This is a genomic window from Saccharothrix ecbatanensis (assembly GCF_014205015.1).
Classification (GTDB): Bacteria; Actinomycetota; Actinomycetes; order Mycobacteriales; family Pseudonocardiaceae; genus Actinosynnema; species Actinosynnema ecbatanense.
The window spans coordinates 3,789,014-3,805,410 of record NZ_JACHMO010000001.1 but is presented as its reverse complement, the minus strand read 5'-3'; the positions used below and the strand labels follow the sequence as shown (position 1 = coordinate 3,805,410).

The 16,397-nt window shown below is 65.9% G+C and carries 11 protein-coding genes; 3 read left to right on the top strand and 8 right to left on the bottom strand.

Features of this window, described 5'->3' with window-relative positions; all coding sequences use genetic code 11:
• Window positions 1-21 precede the first annotated feature (21 nt).
• The 5 genes from F4560_RS15955 to F4560_RS15935 all read right to left on the bottom strand — a co-directional run bounded on the left by F4560_RS15955 (window position 22) and on the right by F4560_RS15935 (window position 6,991).
• Window positions 22-2,022 carry a GH39 family glycosyl hydrolase gene (locus F4560_RS15955; RefSeq protein ID WP_184920848.1) on the bottom strand — a complete coding sequence of 667 codons (2,001 nt, stop codon included), beginning with the start codon at window positions 2,020-2,022 and terminating at the stop codon, window positions 22-24.
• 131 nt (window positions 2,023-2,153) lie between these two features.
• A complete protein-coding gene (locus tag F4560_RS15950; protein ID WP_312869317.1) occupies window positions 2,154-3,791 on the bottom strand; it encodes an amylo-alpha-1,6-glucosidase in 1,638 nt (545 codons plus the stop codon).
• Between the two features lie 152 nt (window positions 3,792-3,943).
• The gene (locus F4560_RS15945) at window positions 3,944-4,759 is read right to left on the bottom strand and encodes a carbohydrate ABC transporter permease (protein WP_184920846.1); all 816 of its coding nucleotides are present in this window, start codon (window positions 4,757-4,759) and stop codon (window positions 3,944-3,946) included.
• Window positions 4,756-5,637, bottom strand: a complete 882-nt coding sequence (locus tag F4560_RS15940) for a carbohydrate ABC transporter permease (RefSeq protein WP_184920844.1) — start codon at window positions 5,635-5,637, stop codon at window positions 4,756-4,758. The genes F4560_RS15945 and F4560_RS15940 overlap by 4 nt, the downstream gene beginning before the upstream one ends.
• A gap of 115 nt (window positions 5,638-5,752) precedes the next feature.
• Window positions 5,753-6,991, bottom strand: a complete 1,239-nt coding sequence (locus F4560_RS15935; RefSeq protein ID WP_184920842.1) for a sugar ABC transporter substrate-binding protein — start codon at window positions 6,989-6,991, stop codon at window positions 5,753-5,755.
• Window positions 6,992-7,146: 155 nt separating this feature from the next.
• Between F4560_RS15935 and F4560_RS15930 the strand changes: the two genes are divergently transcribed.
• Entirely contained in the window at window positions 7,147-8,166 is a 1,020-nt protein-coding gene (locus F4560_RS15930) for a LacI family DNA-binding transcriptional regulator (protein ID WP_184920840.1), read from the top strand.
• Window positions 8,167-8,399: 233 nt separating this feature from the next.
• Here the strand turns inward: F4560_RS15930 and F4560_RS15925 are convergent, their stop codons facing one another.
• The 3 genes from F4560_RS15925 to F4560_RS43605 all read right to left on the bottom strand — a co-directional run bounded on the left by F4560_RS15925 (window position 8,400) and on the right by F4560_RS43605 (window position 13,975).
• The gene (locus F4560_RS15925) at window positions 8,400-10,601 is read right to left on the bottom strand and encodes a GH39 family glycosyl hydrolase (protein ID WP_184920838.1); all 2,202 of its coding nucleotides are present in this window, start codon (window positions 10,599-10,601) and stop codon (window positions 8,400-8,402) included.
• A 707-nt stretch (window positions 10,602-11,308) separates the two neighbouring features.
• Window positions 11,309-12,514 (bottom strand): RICIN domain-containing protein, encoded by a 1,206-nt coding sequence (locus F4560_RS43610; RefSeq protein ID WP_221483515.1) that lies wholly within the window; start codon window positions 12,512-12,514, stop codon window positions 11,309-11,311.
• A gap of 30 nt (window positions 12,515-12,544) precedes the next feature.
• The gene (locus tag F4560_RS43605; protein ID WP_221483514.1) at window positions 12,545-13,975 is read right to left on the bottom strand and encodes a right-handed parallel beta-helix repeat-containing protein; all 1,431 of its coding nucleotides are present in this window, start codon (window positions 13,973-13,975) and stop codon (window positions 12,545-12,547) included.
• A gap of 874 nt (window positions 13,976-14,849) precedes the next feature.
• On the opposite strand from F4560_RS43605, the gene F4560_RS44595 reads away from it, so the two are divergent.
• Window positions 14,850-15,110 (top strand): hypothetical protein, encoded by a 261-nt coding sequence (locus F4560_RS44595; protein WP_184920836.1) that lies wholly within the window; start codon window positions 14,850-14,852, stop codon window positions 15,108-15,110.
• A complete protein-coding gene (locus tag F4560_RS45605; protein ID WP_184920834.1) occupies window positions 15,107-16,336 on the top strand; it encodes a S8 family serine peptidase in 1,230 nt (409 codons plus the stop codon). Before F4560_RS44595 ends, F4560_RS45605 begins: the two co-directional genes overlap by 4 nt.
• Window positions 16,337-16,397: the final 61 nt, after the last annotated feature.

The window sequence follows — 16,397 nt, the reverse complement described above, 5'->3', positions numbered from 1 at the left end:
CGGTCCCCTGTCCGGTGGGACTCACGGGCCGGCGTCGCTGTCCGTGCCGGCCACGCGCCTGAGATCGATGTCGTCGACCGACATCCAGTTGCCCGCGTTGCCGTTGTTGGCCACGCCGATGGTCAGCCTCCCGTCGGTGACCTCGATCCCGTCGATGGTGATCTTCTGCCAGGTCCAGGTCTCGGGAACATCGGTCCTGAGTGTCGGGCCTCCGTAGTTCTTCACCTCGAAGTAACTGGCGTTCTGCCCACCGCCGCTTACCACCCAGGCAGAGGCGGTGTACGTCCCGTCCGGCACGGTCAGGGTCTGGTAGGTGAAGATCTCATGTGGCGATTTCGAGGCCTGGGTGAGCCGGGAGTCCCCGGAGCGGGCTGAGACCCTGCCGACCTTGCCCTCGGTGTAACTCGTGTCGTTGTCGAGGTCTTCAGACCAGCCGCTGGGTGTCTGCGTGGCGGTGCCGTCGACTTCGAACCCCGGGTTCACGATGAGGTTCCGGCCGAGCTCGGGTCCGGGGTCGGCCACTGTGGGGTTCGTCAGGTACACCGCGTAGGCGTCCCGCGGAGCAACCCAGGGGACCGAGAGGGTCAAGTTGCCGTCAGAGGGCACGTTCACGACGGAGCGCGAGACCGTTTCGGGTGAGGCGAGCTCGCCGGCGGTGGACGGAATCCGGACGATCTCGACGTGGACCTGCCGGCCGTTCTGGAGGCCCGACCGGGCGTTGAGGCCGGTCAGGTCGAGGGCGACCTCGCCGCGGAAGTCGACGTCGTCGCTCCCGAGCAGGACCATGGCCTTCTTCTGGGCCGCGTCGGCGGTGGCGGTTGCGGCGACTCGGGAACCGTGGGTGACGTCGTAGCGGTCGCCGCTCATCTGACCGTAGGCGGCGTAGGTCCACCACTCGTCGGTCTTCACATCCGGCTTGCCGACGGGGATGAGCCCCGACAGGTTGGGGAACTCGCAGCAGAAGGTGTCGCCCGAGGGCTTGACCGACCTGGCGTAGCCGACGTCGTCCAGCGGGTGCGGATAGACACCTCGTGCCGCGGAGTCGACGCCGCCGTCGTTGAGCCGTGTGAGGTACCAGGCCGTGGAGCCCGGGTTGAGCTGCCCGCTGGCCCGGTCCATCGGGTTGCCGCCAGTCAGGTACTCGTTGATGGAGAACTCCATCTCGGGGATGTCACGTGCGGCGAGCTGGCCGCGCAGGTGCGCGGCGTCGGCGGCCGGGTCCTGCCTGGTGGCCAGGCCGTGCCACACGAACACCTCGGGGATCGTGCCCGCTGCCTTGACGTGGTCGAGGAAGGAACCGATGAGTTTCTCGCGGTAGTGGACCCATGAAGGGCCGCCGATCTTGGCGTCAGGGATCCGCGCCTTGATCGTCCTGTAGGCGGTGTCCCACATCTTGTAGTACTGCTCGGTGCCGAAACCCCGGTTCCAGAACGGGTGGTTCTCCGGCTCGTTCTGCACATCCCAGTAGTAGATGTCGAGGTCTGCCTGCTCGACGCGGTCGATCACCGTGTTGAGGAACTCGACGTAGTTGTCGCAGTCGTACTCGTCCTTGGCTTCGCTCCAGTCACAGGGGTGGGGGCTGTCGGCGGGCTGCATCGCGTCCAGGCCCCACAGGTCGTTCAGCAGCAGTGCGTACCGCCCGTTGATGGGCGGGCTGGTGAATCGATTGGCGTTCGCTACCACGAAGTTCATGCGGCGCTCGAAACCCGGGCCGGCGGTGAGCCCGTCTCCCAGCCAGCCGTAGTTCGAGGAACCGTCCTCACCGAGCAGTTGCGCACCACCGCCGCGCAGGAGGTTGAAGCGGAGCGGTACGACGTCCTCATCGGCCGGCAGCGTGGCGTCCTCGGATAGTCCGTAGTGCATGCCGGCTCCGGTGCGCGTGAACGCTCCCAGCGAGTTCGCGAAGTTGACGGACACTGTGTCCTCTACCGCGATGTCTACCGCGTGAGTTGGTGTCGGCAGCAGGGTGACTGCGAGCGCCGCCGCCACGATCGCGGAACCCGAACGAAGTCTCTTGATCATTTCTGGTCCTCTCAGCGTTGAAAGCCAGGAAGAACTGTGTCGCCGCCATCGGTTGGTAGGCAGGCCACTCGGGTCTCAGAACCTCCTTTCGAATCGGGCGAGGGCAGTGCACCTGTTGGGCTGTGCGCACTTCAGTCGGTTGCTGCCTGGCCACGACGGACGGTGTCGGCGGCGAACGCCAGGTAGACACTGGCTGTCCAGGTGTAGGCGCGGTCGCGGAGTCCCCTGCCGGTGATCGCGTCGAAGTTCTCGGCGAAGCCCGATGCCTCGCACAGCCGTCGGAAACGTGCGTTGATGGTGTCCGCGAGTCGGGTGTACCCGGCGCGGCGCAGCCCGTCTTCGATGAGGGCTGTGGAGGGGGCCCAGATGGGTCCGCGCCAGTAGCCGTCGGACTCGTAGTGCTCACTCGTGACGAGTTCGGTGGCCAGGCCCCACTCGGTCAGGTACTGCTCGGCCTGGGCCGCCAGGCGGTCCGCGATCGCCTTCGGGAGGCGGTCGGCGATGAACACGGGCATGACGTTCAGCAGGCTGGTGGCGGTGCTGGTGCGTCCGGAGTGGGCCGAGCGTGCGACGAAGGCGTCGCCGGTCCAGTGGTCCTCGATGACCGCTGCGAGCATGCGGTCTCGCTCGGCGCTCCAGATGTCCTCGAAGCCGAGCTCGGAGGCGCACTGCGCGAGCACGTCGAGTTGCACGATCAGGAAGGCGGCGAGGTCAGGTGCCTCGATGACGCGGTCCAGGTCGAAGATCGTGGAGTTGTCCCAGCCGCTGTCGTTGCCGTGCTCGTAGTACGGGACGGCGCGACCCGGTGCCCGCCGGTGGTCGAGCCAGAACCTGGTCCAGCGGGACAGGCCGTCGTAGATGCTCAGCAACTCGTCGCGTGGGATAGGGGATGCGGAAAGGTCGCGGAGCCGGCTCAGGCACCAGCCGTGAATCGGGGGTTTGACGTAGTTGTAGAGGAGCACGCTGTGCGCGACCGAGTCGGGAAGCGCGCCGACCTCGTCCTGGAAGTCGAACGGGAGCATGAACTGCTCGAGTGCGGGCTGGTTTCCGGCGGGGAGGAGTGCGATGGCGTTGAAGCAGTGGTCCCAGCTCCACACGTGGTCCATCCAGTGCTTGCTCATGAGCATCGACTCACGGCGGAGCTCCCCGGCCGGCGCGACCGTGGCCGACCACATGACGTAGGCGGCCCGGGCGACACCCGGAAATTCACCGGTGCGCCATGGCGCGATGTCTTCGAGATAGCGCACGAACTCGCTCTCGACCCGGTGGGCGCACTCGTCGAACGTGCACGGGGGCTCGTAGAGCCTGCGCCCGGTCTTGATCTCCTCGATCGCCACTTCCCATTCGTCGGCTTCGTGGAACTCGACCCACCGGTCCGCGGTGCCGAGGCCCTCGGCCCCCGTCACGTTCGCGGAGCCGGAGATCGTGGTGACGCGGTAGCGGCGACCGGACTCGTACGAGGTGAAGACCGCGGCGCCGTCGGCGGGCTGACGAAAGAGGTACGCACCCGTGAACGAGGTGAGTCCGGCGGCGCCGTCCTCGATGCGCACACCGAGGCCGCGGCCACGTAGGCGGATGGTGTCCTGGGACTCGAAGGTCGCTTCGATACAACCCTCGTCGTGCGACCAGGTGAGCATCGAGCTGCTACCGGATACCGATGTCTCGATGCGCTCGCCCCGCAGGGTGGGGACGACCGCCAGGACACCGTGCATCCCGCTGGTGTGGGTGACGACGTGCACGTCCGGCTTGGTGACGTGGATTCCGGTCACCGGTGAAAGGTTGAGCCAGGACCCCCTGATGCTGAATGGCATGTCGGCGACGTCGTAGGTGACGGAATTCAGCGCAGGGTCGATGGCGGACGGTGCGGTAACGGTCAACGGAGGTGTCCTTCTGGGTAGCGGACCGACGGTCTCGTGATCTACTAGTCCTTGATTGCGCCGGCTGTCACGCCGGCGGCCACGTATCGTTGGGCGATGACAAGCAGGATGGCGGCGGGAATCGAGGCGATGACGGCCGTCGCCATGATCGCGTTCCATTGGGAAGTGTTGTTCCCCATGTACTTGTAGATTCCGATCGTCACCGGCACGTACTCGGCGCCGCGGGCGAGTGTGGATGCGAAGATGAAGTCCGACCACGCCCACAGGAAGGAAAACAGCGACACCGTCACCATCGAGTTCCGGCTGAGCGGGAGCACGATCGAGCGGAAGGTTCTCCAGGTGCCCGCCCCGTCGATCTTCGCGGCCTGGATCAACTCGTTGGGCAGTCCGGACATGAACGCGGTGAACAAGAGCACGCCGAACGGCACCGCGATGGTCGAGTCGGCGATGATGACTCCGGGGATGCTGTTCAGCAGGCCCATGCGCAAGTAGATCGCGTAGAAGCCCATGGCCATGACGACGCCCGGAATCATCTGCGCGGCGAGCAGTGCGAAGTTGAGCGCGCCGCGTCCCCTCATGTGCAGCTTCGCCAGCGCGAATCCTGCGGGAGCGGCGATGACGAGGGTGACCGCTACCGTGCCGAGGCCGATGAGCAGACTTGTGCCGAGACTCGGCAACTGCTGTGAGAGGACGGCGGTGTATCCCTCGAGCGTCGGATCGACCGGGAAAAGATGAGGGTTGCTCTTGCGCAGGTCGCTGGACTTCGTGAACGACACGTTGATCATCCAGTAGACCGGGAACAACATCACTGCGGTGAAGCACAGTGCCGGTAGTGTCTTGATCCAGCGGCGTGTGGTCATGACGCGTCCATGCGGCGTTGAGTGCGGAGGTAGATCGCGCCCATGGTGAGCGCGATGAGGATGAGCACGTTCCCGACGGCCGCCGCGGGACTGAATTCGGGGTTCCCGGTCCCGAACGCCTCGCGGTACGACCAGGTGGCGAAGGTGGTCGAGGAATCGCCGGGCCCGCCGGCCGTCATGATCCAGATGATGTCCACGACTTTGAGCGTGTAGACGAAACCGAGGAGCAACGTGATCGCGGCGACGGGCTTGAGGAGTGGAAGGGTCACACTCCAGAAGGTGCGCCAGGCACTGGCGCCGTCGACCAGCGCCGCCTCGTAGACGTCACCTGGAATGTTCTGCAACCCGGAGTAGAGCACGACCAGGTTGAACGGAATTCCCAGCCAGATGTTGGCGATGATCACGGAAGTCAATGCCGTGTCCGGCGAGACCAGCCAGTTGACGGGGTCCATCCCCAACATTCGCAGGGCGGCGTTGACGATGCCGCTCTCGCTGTTGAGCAGCCACGCCCACGTCGATCCCGAGACGATCAGCGGGAGGAGCCAGGGCACCAGGAACAGGGCGCGCAGCAGGCGGGACAGCGGGAACACCTTGCGGAAGTAGACGGCAAGGCCGAGGCCGATCGTGAACTGGAACGCGATAGATATCAACGTGAACAGGACGGTGTTGCGCAGGGCGGTGCTGAATGTCCTGCTCGTGAACATGTCGATGAAGTTGTCGAACCCCACGAACCGGGCGTTGCCCGTGACGAATGCCACCGGCGTGTAGTCGTGGAGGCTCAGTTCGATGTTGCGGTAGAGCGGGAAGATGTAGAAGGCGACCAGGTAGGCGATGAGCGGCGCGAGAAATCCGATCGCGGCCCATCTCTCGGTGGTCAAGCGACGCCGACGGCCGACGGTCCCGACTCCCTCGACATCCTCTTCCTTGCTGTCTGATTCGTAGCGTCGGGTAGTCGTCGTCGACACCGGAACCACTCCTCGTCTCGCTCGTGCCTCAGTTCGTGCCGATGGCGTCCTGCGCGGCCTTCTGTGCGTCCCTGAGGGCTTCCTCGGGCGTCATGGCTCCGCTCAACGCGTTCTGGACCGCGGTCCAGACCTGCTCGGAGACCTTCGGGTAGTCCGCTCCGAGTTCGCTCGTGCGACCGCGCGCTGAGCGAACGGCCTCCACCCACACCTTCAGCTCAGGGTGCTTCTCGAGCAGGGCTTCCTGCGCGGCCTTGGTGGCGGGGATGTAGTACGAGTGCGTGATGGCGGTCTCGACCTGCCCCTCCGGCGTGCTCATGCACTCGACGATCTTCTTGGAGGCGCCGTAGCGTGCGGTGTCCGACTTGACCGGCATGAGCATGAACTCGCCACCGGTCGGTGAAGGCGCCACTCCGCCGTCCTTGGCCGGGATGGTCGTGAACCCGGTCTCGAACCCTTGTTCGGTACCGCTGATCGCCTGCCAGGTGCCGTTGACGCTGAAGCCGACCTCGCCGGTCGAGAACTCGTCCCAGCTGGTCGTCTGGGAGTTCGAGATCACCGAGCTCGGCGCCAGTCCGCGGTCGAGCCAGTCCTTCCACAACGAGAGCGCCTCGACGGCCTCGGGGGAGTCCAGCCGCGACAGGTTCGCCCCGGCTCCCCAGAAGAACGGTTCGAACTGGAACGTGCCCTCCTCGCTGGCGAAGCCCGCGAAGGTGATTCCCTTGTGCCCCGCGGCCTTGACCGCTTCCAAGGCTTTGGTAAGTGAGGCCCAGTCGGTGATGCGCGCCGGGTCCACACCCGCCTTGTCGAGGATCTCCTTGTTGTAGTAGAGGGCGAGGGTGTTCGCACCGACGGGAATGCCGTACGTCTTGCCGTCGACCACTCCCGGTGCCAGGAGGTTCTTGTCGACATCGCCGGTGTCGAGCCCGACCTCCTCCATCGTGACCAGGGCCCCCGTGGACGCGAGGGTCGACACACCGGGGTTGTCGTACAGGATGACGTCAGGCAGGGAACCCTCCTGCGCGCTGAGGAGGGCCTGGTTGGTGAGCGTCTGGGAGTCGTAGCCCGTGCGCTTGAGGGTCACCCCGGCCGCATCGGCACACTTGCTGATCCGCTTGGCCCAGTCCGAGTTGTTGTCGAACTGCGGGTACGGGTCCCACAGCGTGTAGGAGGAATCGTCGCCGCCGGAGGATGAGCAGGCGGTCATCGCGGCGAGGATCGAGGTCGCCGCGGCGACCGCGGCGATGCGGAGGAACTTCGTTGTTCTCATGTGATGGTCTGCCTCTCCCGGTCGTCAGGCACGCTGTGGCTGAAAACCTTGAAACTAGTTTCAGCGGACGCTAGCATCGTGTCCGAACGAGGTCAACGGTGTTGGCGTGTCACGTGCGAGTGGGACACCCTCGCGCAGAAGTCTCAGGGGGACGTATGGCTGGTAAGGCGAAAGCGGTCACGCTGGCGACCGTCGCGCAGACCGCGGGCGTGTCCTTGGCTACTGCGTCGAAGGCGTTGAACGGCAAGACCGTGGTGAGCGCAGCGACGCGCCGGCGCGTCGAGGAGGCGGCGCGGACCCTGGGCTTCGTCCCCAACCACTTCGCCAAGGCGCTCAACTCCGCCACCACCGGCGTGATCGGACTCCTGACAGCCGACCTGGCGAACCGGTTCGTGCTGCCGATCCTCTCGGGCGTGGAGAACACGCTCGGAGTCGAGTCGACGTCGATAATCCTCACCGACGCACGGCGGGACCCCATCCGCGAACGGCATCAGATCGCAACGCTGCTCGGACGGAAGGTGGACGGCATCATCGTCGTCGGGCACAGTGATGACGCGCGCCCCTCACTCGCCGAACTGCTGCCTGTGGGAGCCACCTACGCCTTCGCCCCCTCGACCTCCACAGCAGACGCGTCCTACCTCTCGGACAATTACGAGGGAGCGCGACTCGCCATCGACCACCTGGTCGAGGGCGGCCGTCGGTCGATCGCGGTGCTCACCGGTGACCCCACCTACAACGCGGCCAAGGAACGGTTGGAAGGCGCTGTGCGTGCCGCCCGGCGCCACGGGCTCGAGATCGTCGGGCCGGCAAACGCCTACGGCGACTGGAGCGAGGAGTGGGGACGCTACGGAGCGGAATCGCTCCTGCAGGGACGGGACGAGTTCGATGCCGTCTTCTGCGCGAACGACCAGATTGCCCGCGGTGTCGTGGACGTGTTGCGTGACTACGGACGCGAAGTGCCCCACGACGTGGCTGTGGTCGGCTTCGACAACTGGGAGCTCTACAGCTCCCACTCCCGCCCGCCCATCACCACGATCGACATGAACCTCGAAGAGGTGGGCCGCCTCGCAGCCCTGGGGCTCGCCGCCGCGATCGCAGGCGAACCGCCATCGGGAATCACCCGTGTCGCGCCGCGCCTCGTTCCCCGGGCATCGACCGCTGGAAGCAAGCAGTAGCGATTGCCAGGTGCTCGCAGGGCGTCGCGTTCTGAGCCCATGGTCCAGACCTCGATGGTGGAGTAGTGAGGTCGAACCGCGCCGTCGCGACCTGCGGTTCAGCCTGAACCGCAGGTCACCGGATCCGGTCGGTGGAGGACGGGTCTTTCGGCCGGTGCGAGTAGTCGTTGGAGCTTCTCGTTCCTGCCGACGAAAGACCCGTCCCCGCTTCAGGCGCTACCGGGCCTCGACAGCTAACTCGTTCGGTACAGTTGAACGTCGTCGACGGATGTCCAGTTGCCGGCGTTTCCGTTGTCGTAGAGCCCGACGGTGACCTCGCCGTCGGTCACGGTGATCCCGGTGATCACCACCTGACGCCACATGCTCGTCGAGGGGATGCCGACGGTTCGCGCAGTTCCGCCGTAGTCCTTGACCTCGAAGTAGCTGGCGTTGTGGTTGCCGCCGCGGACAACCCAAGCGGTCGCCGCGTACGTGCCGTTCGGCACGGCCACGGTTTGGGAGGTGAATGCCTGGAACGGGCTACCGGAGTAGTGCGTCAGCCGCAGCTTCCCGCTGTGCGGCGCCACCGTGCCGACTTGACCTTCGGTGTAGCTCGCGGCGGTGTCGAGGGTCGAGGTCCAGTCGGTGAGGTTCTGCTCGAATCCCGGGTTCGCCAGGAGGTTCACGCCGAGTCCGGGCACCGTGACCTCGGCCGCGTCGATGGCGACGATCGTGCTGGTGCCGGCCGGGTTCTTCGTCGCGGGAGCGGTGATCTTCAACGTGTGCGTGGTGTTCGACAGGCCCGAGACGGAGTACAGCACCGCCTGCGAATCCCGCATCGGGCTGTAGCCGTCCTTGACGACCTTGGTGCCGCCGTCGAGCGAGTACTCGCTGATGCCCTGGTCTTTGTCCTGGACACCGTGGATGGTGACCCCGGTGCCGGTGAACGTGAACGTCATGGACGTCGGAGCCTGCTCAGCCTGCGTGGTCGCCGTCCCCGCGTAAAGGTCGGCGATCCCGGACGCTGTCTTCCACGCCGAGTCGAACGAGAAGCGGTTCGGTCCCGAGGTCGTCGACGAGTCGACGAACGTGGTGGCGGCCCGATTGGCAGGTGTGATGTAGACCGCCAGGGCCTCGGCGGAGTTGGCGAACGCGAGCTGGACGCTCGCGGCCCCCTCGGTCACCGTGACGATCTGGTCGGACACGACCACGGGATCCACGAGGACCGTACGATCCGGAATCCTCTTGACCTGGACACGGACCGCGCCGCCGGACGCGAGGGCCGCCGCCGACGAGATGCGCTTGAGGTTCAATGTTACCGGCCCCGTGTAGGCCGATGTGCCGCCCGGGGTCGCGCCCACGAGGACGACGGAGCGCTGAGCCGCGTGGTCGTAGGACGCGAGTGCCTCGACCGCACCCTGCCCGGTCGCGTTCACGAACTTCCCGCTCAGGTCGGCGAACGCCCGGTACGCCCAGTACTCACCGCTGGGCGCGAGCCCGTTCGGCGTGGGGGTCAGGATCCCGCCGAGGTCGTCAGCCATGCAGCAGGGCTGCTGACCCGGGTACTCCTGCGGGTAGACACCGCGGGCGGCCAGGTCGATACCGGAACGGGCGAGCCGGGACAGGTACCAGGCCGTCCCGCCGGGGTTGAGCTGGTCCCGGCTCAGGTACTCGTTGATCGAGGTCTGGACGTTCGACAGCCCGTGGTCGGCGAGCCGGCGGTCCAGCATCTGGCCGACGACGATCGGGTCCTCGTTCCGCAGGTTGTGGTGGTCCAGCACGTCCGGGACGGTGCCGGCGTCGACCACGTGGTCGAGGAACGCGTCGATCACGTCCTCGTCCAGGACGTACGTCGCCGGTCCTTCGATGCGGGCGTCGGGGTCCAGGCGGCGGATCGTCTTGAAGGCCGTGTCCCACATCGCGAAGTACTGCGAGCTGTTCATGTCCCTTGGCCAGAACGGGCGGTTGTCCGGCTCGTTCCACGGCTCGTAGGTCACCTTCAGGCCCGCCGCCTCGACGTCGGACACCACCTGCTCCACGAAGGTGACCCAGTTGGAGCAGTTGTTGTCGTCGCAGGGGTAGCGGCTGTCCGACGGCTGGCCGGTGTCCGCGCCCCACAGGTCGTTGAACATGAGGTTGAACTCGGCGCCGTACGTCTGCGTGGTGACCTTCGCCTGGTCCAACGCGGCCCGGATGCGCGCGCCGTACCCGGTTCCGGCGACGTAACCGTCACCGATCCACCCCTGGCCCGGGATGCGGGCGCCTCCTCCGCGCATGATGTTGGGCTTCAGCGGGTTGAGGAACGCGTTGGCCGCTCCCGTGCCGTCTTGCGCCAGCCCGTAGAGGAAGCCCTGTCCGACGTGCCGGACGTCGCGGACACCGTTCGCGTAGTCGACGGTGACCGCTGGAGGTTCGGCCGACGAGGCGGGGAGAGCTCCTACACCAGCCAGGATCACCGTGAGCGCGGTGACTATGGAGGTCCGGCGCGCGAATGTGGATTTCGCGCTGCGCGTTTCGTGCATGTGTCTTCCCATCTCCATTGATGCAATGGGTGCTTCCGCATCGAGCGTCCTGTCGACGCGGCTGTCCGACGCGAGTACCGCGCCGGCCGAGGGATGCCCGCGACCGGTGTCACGAGCTGCGGCGACTCCTTCCGATGGGTGGATCGAGCACAGACGCCGTCAGGGTTGCCGGCGGCGGACGTGTGCCGCGGCGAGGATGAGGTAAGCGAGGACCTGCGGTCCGGTGTGCTGCCGGCCTTCCGCTGCTTGCCCACGATGTCGTGTGCCGGGGGACGAACGCCGTGCACCCGGTTGCCGTCGATCGTCACGTGGTCGGAGTTGATGGCCGTGATGCCGGCGCCTTCTTCGACAACGCCCGACTCGACACCTTGCGCGTGGTGCTGGAACGGCACGGTGTGGAGCTGTGGTTGCCGGAGACAGGTGGTCTCGTTGCTCACCCCGCATCGGACAACACCGCTTCTGGGGTGGCAACCGGCGTAGGGCCGGAAAGACGCAGTGCCGCCACCGAGGCGGCATGGTTCGGAACCACAGCCGCAATGGGAGGCGCCACCTCGTGCCGGTACGACGCGCCGACGGGTTCAGGTTCCGTTGCAGTCGACGCGTTCGGTGCCGCTCACATCATTCGACCAGACCGGTGCTCGTCATTGGATCGTCCAGAGTTGGTGGGGTTGGTTGAGGGCGGCCCACTGAGCCAGGCCCGCTCCGTCGGCGGTCGAGCCGGCGGAGGTCTCCGCGGCCTGTCTGGTCTCGAAGTTGCGGATGACGTATCCGGCGCTCGTCGGTTCGAAGTACCAGAGTTGGTTGTTCCCGCCGTGGTAAGTCCACTGGATCAGCTTCGTCCCCTTCGTGTGGGAACCGCTGTTGACATCGAGGGCCTTGCCGCTGTTGCGGTTGACGATCTTGTACAGGTTGCCGCTCACCCGGACGACGGACCATTGCTGGGCCAGCCCGTTGTTGGCGGCACGCTGGACCGCGGCCGCGCCGTCGGCGGTGGAGCTGTCGTGTACGTCGGCCAGCAGGCCACTGTTCACGTTCTTGATCGTGTAGTAGGTCGACGGGTTGAAATCAGGTGTGGTGGCGGAACCCTCCAAGGCGCCGCCGGCCTGCTGCACGCTGAGTTCGGTGATGTAGAAGTAGGCGCTGTCGGTCTTGGCGACACGGACATAGCGGAACTTCTGCCGTACGTCGATCTTGCCGGTCAGCGTAGCGCCGTATGGAAGTGTCGCGGAGTCCTGCCGCCCCAGAACGACGTAGCCGGCGAAGTCCGGGTCGTTGGAGCCTCTCACCTCGAAGCTGCTGCGGGTCTCCGGCTGGTCTTGTTCGTGGCGTGTCGTGAGCGAGAACTGACCCAGTGCGTACGGTGCGCCGAGGTCGACCTGCCACCACGGCGAGGTGTCGCTCCCAGTCGGCGACCAGCCCGTCGACGCGTTGTTGTCGATGGCCTTGGCGCTCCCGAAGCTCGTGCTGTAGTCCGAGGAGGTGGATGTCGTCTTGGCGTACGCCAGGTTGATCTTCGCCAGCAATCCCCGGTAGCCCGCCTCCAGACCCGATGCCACCATGGTCGAGGTCCCGGTGGTCGTGTTGTCGGACTTGGTGACGTTGGAGCCGTTGCGGTTCTGGATGATGAAGTTGGTGGTGTTCGACAGGACGTTGTTCCGGATGGTCATGTTGTCCGAGCCCTCGTCGAGGTAGATGCCTCCGACGGGGGAGCCGCATGCCGTCGGGGTTCGTTCCACGTCGTGGATGTAGTTCTCGGCGAACACGGTGTCCGGGCTGTTGGACAGGTGGTAGATCCCGCCGGCGTCACAGAGCTGGTTGAGCACGTTGCCGACCCGGTTGTGGCTCACGGTGTTGTTGCCTGACGCGTTCGTCGCGACCTACCAGCCCCAGCCCAATGAGATCCCGGCCCACGCTCCGTCGGAGATGTCGTTGTGGTTGATCGTGGTGTCCTTGATGAAACCGGCGTTGATGCCAGCCGTGCCGAGGTAGTCCTGGGCCACCCGGTTGATCAGGTTGTTGGTGACCGTGATGCCTGCGACTACCTCACGGACGTCCTCTCCCTCGGGCGAAATCGGCGGGTTGTACACCGTGTGGAACTCCACCGTGGGATCGGAGAACTTGCCCACCATGATCCCGTTCCCCGCTGTGTCGTGGACGACGTTGCCGGTGACGGTGCTGTTGTGGACGCCGCGGTGCACGTCGAGAGCGGTGGCTCCCATCTGGGTGAAGGTGTTGCCGGTGAAGGACACGGCATCGGCGTAGGCGACGTAGACGCCGGCCGGCGGACGGTCGACGTACTGGTTGTTGTTGGTGTCGGCGGACAGGTTGTAGTTGCCGCCCTGGCCGTTGAGGAGACCGTGCTTGGTCGCCTCCATCCAGGTCGTCTGGGTGAAGGTGATCCCTGAGAAATTCAGGTTGTGAAGCGGGTTGTCGAGGTCGGTCCCCTTGATGCGGAAGAGTGTCTCGAGGGTGGGCGCCTGCACGATCGCCGTCGACATGTTCTCCCCTGCTCGAGGCAGGTAGTACACCACCTTCTCGACGGTGTCCACGTAGAACTCACCGGGTTCGGTGAGGAACTCGTGGGCGTTCTCGAAGTGCAGCGGCGCCCCGTTCGACAAGCGCGGGTAAGGGCGCTTGAACAGGATGTCCGCCTCGCGGTCCTGGATGGACACGCTCGCCAGGCCGTTTGCGTTGGTGTAGGACTTCAGTCGCAGGAAGTTCTCCGCCCATTGCAGTTGCAGCACCATCTCGACCTGACTGAAGTTCTCCCAGTCGTCGACCTGCGTGCCGAGTACGCGGAGGACCCGTTTTTCCAGGTCGCTCGACTGAAGCTGGAAGTTCGACCCGATATCGGGATAGCGGGCACGGGTGCCGCGGACACCGTTGACGTACATCTGCCGCAAGTTCAATTCCGCCAGCGGCGCCTTGTACTGACCGTTGTCGGCCGCGGTCCAGCCGGTGATGGTCTTACCGCTGGTCACGACGGGCGTCTCTGTGCCATAGGCGCGGTATATGACGGAGTGGCCGTTGCTGCCCGAATCCTCTGTCGTGAAATTGATCGGAGTCGTCAAGGCGTAGATGCCCCCTCGGAGGTTCACCACGATGTCGCCGGACATGGCGGAATTCACCGCCCGGACCTTCTCCTGGGCACGCTGGATCGTCTTGACGGCAGCTTCGGCACTGGTGCCGGAGTTGCCGTCCCTGCCGTTGACGGGGTCGACGTAGAAGCTCGTCACGGCTGCGTAGGCCGGCTGTACCAGCAGGGCCCCGGTCGCGATCACGGCGAGGGTCAACGCTTGCAGGGCCACGATGGGGTGCGTGCGTCTCGTCATTCTGGCCTCCTTCCTGAATCTCGGTTAGGTGTTGCCTCGACCGAGGCACGTGCTGGTTTGGCCGGGCCCGCGGTCGCGGCGTGCGGCAGGCCGTCGGGTGTCGTGCCGGCGGGGCTGACGCTGCGCCGGTGCTCGTGAGGTCATCCGCGGGTCTCGCACGACAGGCGTGCGTCGTCAGGTTGGCGTCGATGTCGCCCGCCAACGCTTTGATGCCGCCCGGAACTGCTTCTTGTGCGTGCCGAGTTGCCGCTTTTGCCGTGGTGCTGCTCGGCCCGGCGGTCGTCATTGTGGCGGATATGTAAATTGTTCGGCGACCGAAGTCCTGTTCATCGCACGCATTACCTTGTCGGCGCGTGCCGGTGAGGTTGCTGCGGGCTAACGGCCCCAACTCTCGCGCGTTCGCCGAAAGCGGTGGGTGCTACGCGGAGATGTGGTCGGGTCGGCCGCGTCGACGGCGATGATCAGTTCAGCCTTCGTGCCCGGCACTTCCGGCTCGAACGCCCGGCCCCTGGGTCGAAGTCATGGCGACCGCCCCCTCGTCGTTTCGGTGGTGTGTCGGCGGTGCGACAACCGAACGCCGGTCACAGGATTGATTTATAGGTCGTCGGGCCGCTGGTGTCCAGAATGATCGGCCAATCGGGCTACGGAATCAATAATTGCGTATATGCAGGAATTCCGATACGGATTGTCCGCCGCAGGCGCATCGCCGATTCTTGGTGGTCGGCCATGTCCCTGCATGTCGCCGTGGCCGGCACCCGAGGTCTGCCGCGACGGTGCCGGTTGAAGTCGTTCCCTGCTACGACGAGGAGTTTGATCAAGCATGTCCACATTACATGGGCGAGGAACGCAGATGGTCGGTCTGTGTGCCGGTCTCGTCTCCATCGCGTTGACGATGAGTGTTGTCGGTGTCGCGCAGGCGGCTGAGGGTCATATCTTGGGCGCGGGTGCCCAGGACGCCGTCGAAGGCAGCTACATCGTGGCCTTGGACAGTTCGTCGTCGGCGGTGGGCGTGCAGGCTGTTTCGGCGCGGGCGACCGATTTGGCCGGTCAGTACGGTGGCGAGGTCGCGCACGTGTACTCGTCGGCGTTGCGGGGTTCTCGGTGCGGATGAGCGAGCGGCAGGCGAAGCGGCTCGCCGCGGACCCGGCGGTGCGCTATGTCGAGCGGAACGGTGTGGTGCGCACGTCGGAGACGTGGGGTCTGGACCGGGTCGACCAGCGTGACTTGCCGTTGGACGACAGCTACGCGGCGCCGAACGACGGGTCCGGTGTCACGGCTTACGTGGTCGATACGGGCATCGCGTTCGACCACCCCGAGTTGGAGGGTCGGGCGACCAGCGGTTACGACTTCATCGACAACGACAGCGACGCGAGTGACTGCCACGGTCATGGCACCCACGTGGCGGGCACGATCGGCAGCAGGACGTACGGCATCGCGAAGAATGTGGACCTGGTCGCGGTCCGGGTGCTGAACTGCGCCGGCAGCGGTTCGTACGAACAGGTCATCGCGGGCATCGACTGGGTGACCGAGAACGCCCCGGAGGCCGCGGTGGGCAACATGAGCCTCGGTGGGTCTCAGAGCGACGCGCTCGACGAAGCCGTGGCCAATTCGGTCGAGGCGGGTGTCGCGTGGGCCGTCGCGGTGGGCAACGAGGGAGTGGACGCCTGTGAGAAGAGCCCGGCTGCCGCGCCGGGCGTGCTGACCGTCGGCGCGTCGGACAGCGAGGACCGTCGCAGCCTGTGGGGCACCAAGGGGTCCAACTGGGGCGAGTGCGTCGAGCTGTTCGCGCCGGGCAGCAGCATCACCTCCATCACCCAGGACGGCAAGACCGCCGCGTGGAACGGCACGTCGATGGCCACCCCGCACGTGGCCGGCGCCGTGGCGCTGGTGTTGGGCGCCGACCCGGACATCTCGGTGGCCGACGCCAACGCCCTGGTGCTCGACACGGCGACGGTCAACAAGATCTCCGACCCGATGGACTCGCCGAACCGGCTGCTGTACACCGACGACCTCGGCGCCCGTGATCCCGGCGCGCCGAAGGCGTCCTTCGCCTCGAACTGTTCGTCGACGACTCCGGATTGCTCGTTCGACGCGTCGGGTTCTTCGGACCCGGACGGCTCGATCGTCTCCTACGCCTGGGACTTCGGTGACGGCAAGACCGGAACCGGTGTCAAGGCCGGCCACACCTACTCGACCACGGCGTACTCGGTCACCTTCACCGCCAAGCTCACGGTGACCGACAGCTTCGACCAGAAGAGCACTGTCAGCAAGCAGATCCGGTGCCACGGCACCCCGTCCCCGACCTTCCCGACCTTCTGCATCCCGCTGAATTCCTAGAGGTACGTCCCCTTGTCGAGCGGCGCTCCCGGTAACCATCCGGGAGCGCCGCTCGCCTTCC